The sequence below is a fragment of the Enterobacter cloacae complex sp. IR5450 genome, from assembly GCF_049238665.1.
Lineage (GTDB): Bacteria > Pseudomonadota > Gammaproteobacteria > Enterobacterales > Enterobacteriaceae > Enterobacter > Enterobacter hormaechei_C.
Window position 1 is genome coordinate 51,351 of record NZ_JBMKIC010000030.1, and the last position, 6,156, is coordinate 57,506.

Genomic DNA, 6,156 nt, shown 5'->3' on the forward strand with positions numbered 1-6,156 from the left:
AAACGCGCCCGAAGGCGCGTTGTCGGTACACTCAATTTTAGAGGATTACTCTTCTTCAACTTCTTCCGCGAAGCTGGCGTCTTTCACCGAGGTTGCGGCGCGACGTGCTTCACCTTTGTGTTGCACTTTATTGAGCTGCCGTTCCAGCTTGTTGATCAAATCGTTAATTGCGGTGTACATATCCTCGTGTTTTGCGCTGGCGACCAGATGGCCGTTTGGAGTATTGATAGTTGCATCAGCGATGAAACCCTGCGGCTCCTTGGACAGGATGATATGTGGATTAATCAAATGTGTTTGCCATTTATCCAGTTTGGCGAGACGGTCTGCGACGTGCTGGCGGATTGCCGGAGTAATTTCCATTTGTTTACTGGTAATGTTCATTGTCATAAATTTTACCTCTTGTCTTTCCGTCTTGGTGATTCCAGCATACCCGACCCAATGTCAAAATGTGTGATTTATATCACGTTATTTTGTCGGTTTTTGTCAGGGAATCTTTTTTGTGAGGCAGGGCAGGAAGAGGTGAGATTTACCTTGTCGAAGCCAACAATTGCGGTCATAGTTGAATGGATATGTTGAAGCTAAACCGCTTCAGCGTAAGTCTGAAAGAATAAAAAAACGGCAGCCCGCGGGCTGCCGTTATGCGTTGTAGCGGTATCAGGTGTTGCTGCTGTTCGCGGCGATGATTTTCGCCACTTTGTCAGCCTGAGCCGTCATCTGCATCTGGCGATACGCATTTTCCATCAGCTTCAGGCCATCACGCGTGGCTTGGGTATCCGGATAATCACGCAGCATGCCTTCTACACGGTTAACCACGGCAACCCATGCGCCACGGCGGGTGTAGTATTCCGCAACGGAGTACTCATATTTCGCCAGACGATCTTTCAGGAACACCAGACGCTTAGTGGCATCGGTAATGTACTGGCTGTTCGGGTAGCTACGCACCAGTTTGGAGAAGTCATTGAAAGCATCACGCGCATGTTGCGGGTCACGGTCAGAACGATCCACCCCGAAGAAGCCCTGCAATGCACTGTCATCCAGCGCCATGTTAGTCAGGCCGCGCATGTACATCACGTAATCGATGTTAGGATGGGTAGGGTTCAGACGCATGAAACGATCGATCGTTGCCTGAGCCAGCGGCAGATCGGCATTTTTGTAGTAGGCGTAGATAAGATCTAACTGTACCTGCTGCGAATACGGACCAAACGGATAGCGATTATCCAACGCTTCCAGTTGCGTTATCGCCTGTTTCCAGTTACCGTCCTGCAACTTTTGTTGTGCAGTCGCATAGATTTCATTCGGCGGATTGTCAGGGACCTGTTCATTCGAACCGGAGCAGCCCACCAAAGCCAGGCTCAACGTGGCCGCTGCCACCAGATATTTCATGCGCGTCATGACGTTTTGACTTTCCTCAAATGTTTGTCCGGGAGAAACTCAGTTCCTGCTCCCGATTAAGACCAGCTACAATAGCACACTATATTAAACGGCAAAGCCGTAAAACCCAACGTTAAACGAAGAAGCAGTTTATGGCACAACGAGTAGAACTCACCGCAACAGTCTCCGAAAATCAGCTCGGTCAACGCTTAGATCAGGCTTTGGCCGAATTGTTCCCTGATTATTCGCGTTCACGCATAAAAGAATGGATCCTTGACCAGCGCGTGCTGGTAAACGGCAAGATCTGGGACAAACCAAAAGAGAAAGTGTTTGGTGGGGAAGCTGTCGCCATCAATGCTGAAATCGAAGAGGAAATCCGCTTCGAGCCGCAGGATATCCCGCTGGATATCGTCTACGAAGATGACGACATTCTGGTCATCAACAAGCCGCGCGACTTTGTTGTTCACCCGGGCGCGGGCAATCCTGACGGTACGGTACTTAACGCACTCCTTCATTATTATCCGCCGATTGCCGACGTACCGCGTGCCGGTATTGTTCACCGTCTGGATAAAGACACCACGGGTCTGATGGTAGTGGCGAAGACGATTCCCGCCCAGACTCGCCTGGTGGAATCGTTGCAACTGCGCGAAATCACCCGTGAGTATGAAGCGGTGGCGATTGGTCATATGACCTCTGGCGGCACGGTGGAAGAGCCTATCAGCCGTCACCCAACCAAGCGTACGCATATGTCCGTACACCCGATGGGTAAACCGGCGGTAACCCATTACCGCATCATGGAACATTTCCGTATTCATACCCGCCTGCGTCTGCGCCTGGAAACCGGGCGTACTCACCAGATCCGCGTGCACATGGCGCATATTACCCATCCGCTGGTGGGTGACCCGGTTTACGGCGGTCGTCCGCGTCCACCAAAGGGCGCATCGGATGAATTCATCTCCGTGCTGCGTAAATTCGATCGCCAGGCGCTGCATGCGACGATGCTGCGTCTTTACCACCCAATCACCGGAATTCAGATGGAATGGCATGCGCCGATCCCACAGGATATGGTGGAACTTATCGACGCGATGCGCGCAGATTTCGAAGAACATAAGGATCACGTGGACTGGTTATGACCAAACTGATTGTCCCGGAGTGGCCACTGCCTGAAGGCGTGGCCGCCTGTAGTTCAACCCGTATCGGTGGCGTGAGCCAGGGCGCGTGGGAGTCTTTGAACCTCGGTGCGCACTGTGGCGATAACCTGGAGCACGTTGAAGAGAACCGTAAACGCCTCTTTGCTGCGGGAAACCTTCCTTCAAAACCGGTCTGGCTTGAGCAGGTGCACGGTAAAGCGGTGCTGAAGCTGACGGGTGAGCCCTATGCGTCTAAACGCGCCGATGCTTCGTACAGCAATACGCCGGGAACGGTTTGCGCGGTGATGACTGCTGATTGCCTGCCGGTGTTGTTCTGCAATCAGGCAGGAACTGAAGTGGCTGCTGCCCACGCCGGATGGCGAGGCCTGTGCGAAGGCGTGCTGGAAGAGACCGTTGCCTGCTTCCAGGACGATTCTGCAAATCTCATTGCCTGGCTTGGCCCGGCGATTGGTCCGCAGGCATTTGAGGTCGGGCCCGAAGTGCGCGATGCCTTTATGGAAAAAGATCCGCAAGCGGTCGAAGCGTTTGTGGCTTCCGGAGATAAATATCTGGCCGATATTTACCAGCTTGCCCGCCAGCGCCTGAATAACGTCGGCGTGACCCAAATCTTCGGCGGAGATCGCTGTACCTTCACCGAAAAGGGTGATTTTTTCTCCTATCGCCGCGACAAGACGACAGGCCGTATGGCAAGTTTCATTTGGCTGATATAACCTAAAGAATCAAGACGATCCGGTACGCGCCGTTTTCTTTTCACATAATTCAGGTTATTAACCTTGAATAATTGAGGGATGACCTCATTTAATCTCCAGTAGCAAATTTGACCTGTTATGGGAGGAGTTATGCGTCTGGATCGTCTTACTAATAAATTCCAGCTTGCTCTCGCCGATGCCCAGTCCCTCGCACTGGGGCACGACAACCAATTTATCGAACCTCTTCATTTAATGAGCGCCTTGCTGAATCAGGAAGGGGGATCGGTACGTCCGTTATTAACGTCCGCTGGCATTAATGCCGGCCAGTTACGCACCGCCATCGATCAGGCGCTGAGCCGTTTACCGCAGGTCGAAGGTACCGGCGGCGACGTGCAGCCGTCGCAGGATCTGGTGCGCGTGCTGAACCTTTGCGACAAGCTGGCGCAAAAACGTGGGGACAACTTTATTTCGTCAGAGCTGTTTGTTCTGGCGGCGCTTGAATCACGCGGTACCTTAACCGACCTGCTGAAATCCGCCGGTGCAACCACCGCTAATGTGACCCAGGCGATTGAGAAAATGCGCGGAGGTGAAAGCGTGAACGACCAGGGAGCCGAAGACCAACGTCAGGCTTTGAAGAAATTTACGGTCGACCTGACCGAACGTGCCGAGCAGGGCAAACTTGACCCGGTGATCGGCCGCGACGAAGAAATCCGCCGGACAATCCAGGTACTGCAACGTCGTACCAAAAACAACCCGGTGCTGATTGGTGAGCCAGGCGTCGGTAAAACCGCCATTGTTGAAGGGCTGGCGCAGCGTATCGTTAATGGCGAAGTGCCCGAAGGGCTGAAAGGCCGTCGCGTACTGGCGCTGGATATGGGCGCGCTGGTGGCCGGGGCGAAATACCGCGGTGAATTTGAAGAGCGTCTGAAAGGCGTGCTGAACGATCTGGCGAAGCAGGAAGGTAACGTCATCCTGTTTATCGACGAACTGCACACCATGGTGGGGGCGGGTAAAGCTGACGGCGCAATGGATGCCGGGAACATGCTGAAACCTGCTCTGGCGCGCGGTGAACTTCACTGCGTCGGCGCCACTACGCTGGACGAGTACCGTCAGTACATTGAAAAAGATGCCGCGCTGGAGCGTCGTTTCCAGAAGGTGTTTGTCGCTGAACCAAGCGTAGAAGATACCATCGCCATTTTGCGTGGTCTGAAAGAGCGTTATGAGCTGCACCATCACGTGCAGATCACCGACCCGGCCATCGTTGCGGCGGCGACGCTTTCGCATCGTTACATTGCCGACCGTCAGTTGCCGGATAAAGCCATTGACCTTATCGATGAAGCGGCGTCCAGCATCCGTATGCAGATTGACTCGAAACCGGAAGAGCTGGACCGACTCGATCGCCGTATTATCCAGCTCAAGCTGGAACAGCAGGCGCTGAACAAAGAGTCTGATGAAGCGAGCAAGAAACGCCTTGATATGCTCAACGAAGAACTGGACGAGAAAGAGCGTCAGTATTCTGAGCTGGAAGAAGAGTGGAAAGCTGAGAAAGCCTCCCTCTCTGGCACCCAGACAATCAAGGCGGAGCTGGAGCAGGCTAAAATTGCCATTGAGCAGGCGCGTCGCGTAGGGGATCTGGCACGGATGTCCGAACTACAGTACGGCAAGATCCCTGAGCTGGAAAAACAACTCGAGATCGCCACGCAATCAGAAGGCAAAACCATGCGTCTGTTGCGTAATAAAGTGACGGATGCCGAGATTGCCGAAGTGCTGGCGCGCTGGACGGGTATTCCTGTGGCTCGCATGATGGAAAGCGAACGCGAGAAACTGCTGCGTATGGAGCAGGATCTGCATCAGCGCGTCATTGGACAGAACGAAGCGGTCGAAGCGGTATCTAACGCCATTCGTCGTAGCCGTGCGGGGCTGTCCGATCCGAATCGTCCAATCGGCTCGTTCCTGTTCCTGGGGCCAACCGGTGTCGGTAAAACTGAGCTGTGTAAAGCGCTGGCTAACTTTATGTTCGACAGCGATGACGCGATGGTGCGTATCGATATGTCCGAGTTTATGGAGAAACACGCCGTCTCGCGTCTGGTCGGTGCGCCTCCGGGATATGTCGGTTATGAAGAGGGCGGTTATCTGACGGAAGCGGTTCGCCGTCGTCCTTATTCCGTCATCCTGCTGGATGAAGTAGAAAAGGCACATCCTGACGTGTTTAACATTCTGTTGCAGGTGCTGGATGATGGGCGTCTGACGGATGGGCAGGGAAGAACGGTCGACTTCCGTAACACGGTGGTGATCATGACCTCGAACCTGGGTTCCGATTTGATTCAGGAACGCTTCGGTGAGCTGGATTACAGCCATATGAAAGATCTGGTGCTGGGTGTGGTCAGCCAAAACTTCCGTCCGGAGTTCATCAACCGTATTGATGAAGTGGTCGTGTTCCATCCGCTGGGTGAGAAACACATTGCGTCGATTGCGCAGATCCAGTTGCAGCGTCTGTACAAACGTCTGGAAGAGCGTGGGTATGAAATCCACATCTCGGATGATGCGCTGAAACTGCTGAGCGAGAATGGTTACGATCCTGTTTATGGCGCGCGTCCGTTAAAACGTGCTATCCAGCAGCAGATCGAAAACCCGCTGGCACAGCAAATCCTCTCTGGGGAGCTGGTTCCGGGCAAAGTTATCCGTCTGGAAGCCAACGAAGACCGAATTGTGGCAGTGCAGTAAGTCACAAAACGCAAAAACGGGCCGCTTGCGGCTCGTTTTTGTTTAAAAACCAGGCAAGAATTAATGTCTGAGATGTGTTTTGCCTGGAAAGTGAGCAGTCGGTAAATAATTTTCACTTTGCACTTGCAGCCTCAGAATAACTCCCTATAATGCGCCTCCACTGACACGGAACAACGGCACGCAAGCCGCCGGGTCAGCAGAGAAAAGCAAAACAAACGCTT

General features: G+C 53.3%; 5 protein-coding genes. 3 read left to right on the forward strand and 2 right to left on the reverse strand.

All coding sequences use genetic code 11. From position 1 onward, the window contains the following. Positions 1-45: 45 nt before the first annotated feature. Entirely contained in the window at positions 46-387 is a 342-nt protein-coding gene (raiA, locus tag ACOTYB_RS19355; protein WP_003863162.1) for a ribosome-associated translation inhibitor RaiA, read from the reverse strand. Positions 388-654: 267 nt separating this feature from the next. Continuing rightward, positions 655-1,392: an outer membrane protein assembly factor BamD gene (bamD, locus tag ACOTYB_RS19360; RefSeq protein ID WP_003863164.1), complete on the reverse strand. Its 738-nt coding sequence runs from the start codon at positions 1,390-1,392 to the stop codon at positions 655-657. A gap of 131 nt (positions 1,393-1,523) precedes the next feature. Between bamD and rluD the strand changes: the two genes are divergently transcribed. The 3 genes from rluD to clpB all read left to right on the forward strand — a co-directional run bounded on the left by rluD (position 1,524) and on the right by clpB (position 5,935). Then, the gene (rluD, locus tag ACOTYB_RS19365) at positions 1,524-2,504 is read left to right on the forward strand and encodes a 23S rRNA pseudouridine(1911/1915/1917) synthase RluD (protein WP_023314684.1); all 981 of its coding nucleotides are present in this window, start codon (positions 1,524-1,526) and stop codon (positions 2,502-2,504) included. Beyond that, positions 2,501-3,232: a purine nucleoside phosphorylase YfiH gene (yfiH, locus tag ACOTYB_RS19370; protein ID WP_003863167.1), complete on the forward strand. Its 732-nt coding sequence runs from the start codon at positions 2,501-2,503 to the stop codon at positions 3,230-3,232. Before rluD ends, yfiH begins: the two co-directional genes overlap by 4 nt. Before the next feature lie 129 nt (positions 3,233-3,361). Next, positions 3,362-5,935 (forward strand): ATP-dependent chaperone ClpB, encoded by a 2,574-nt coding sequence (gene clpB / locus ACOTYB_RS19375; RefSeq protein WP_003863168.1) that lies wholly within the window; start codon positions 3,362-3,364, stop codon positions 5,933-5,935. The last annotated feature ends 221 nt before the right edge of the window (positions 5,936-6,156 follow it).

Bases quoted from the DNA above. Each gene is read 5' to 3' on its own strand.
- raiA (WP_003863162.1), bottom strand. From the start codon at position 387: ATGACAATGAACATTACCAGTAAACAAATGGAAATTACTCCGGCAATC.
- bamD (WP_003863164.1), bottom strand. From the start codon at position 1,392: ATGACGCGCATGAAATATCTGGTGGCAGCGGCCACGTTGAGCCTGGCT.
- rluD (WP_023314684.1), top strand. From the start codon at position 1,524: ATGGCACAACGAGTAGAACTCACCGCAACAGTCTCCGAAAATCAGCTC.
- yfiH (WP_003863167.1), top strand. From the start codon at position 2,501: ATGACCAAACTGATTGTCCCGGAGTGGCCACTGCCTGAAGGCGTGGCC.
- clpB (WP_003863168.1), top strand. From the start codon at position 3,362: ATGCGTCTGGATCGTCTTACTAATAAATTCCAGCTTGCTCTCGCCGAT.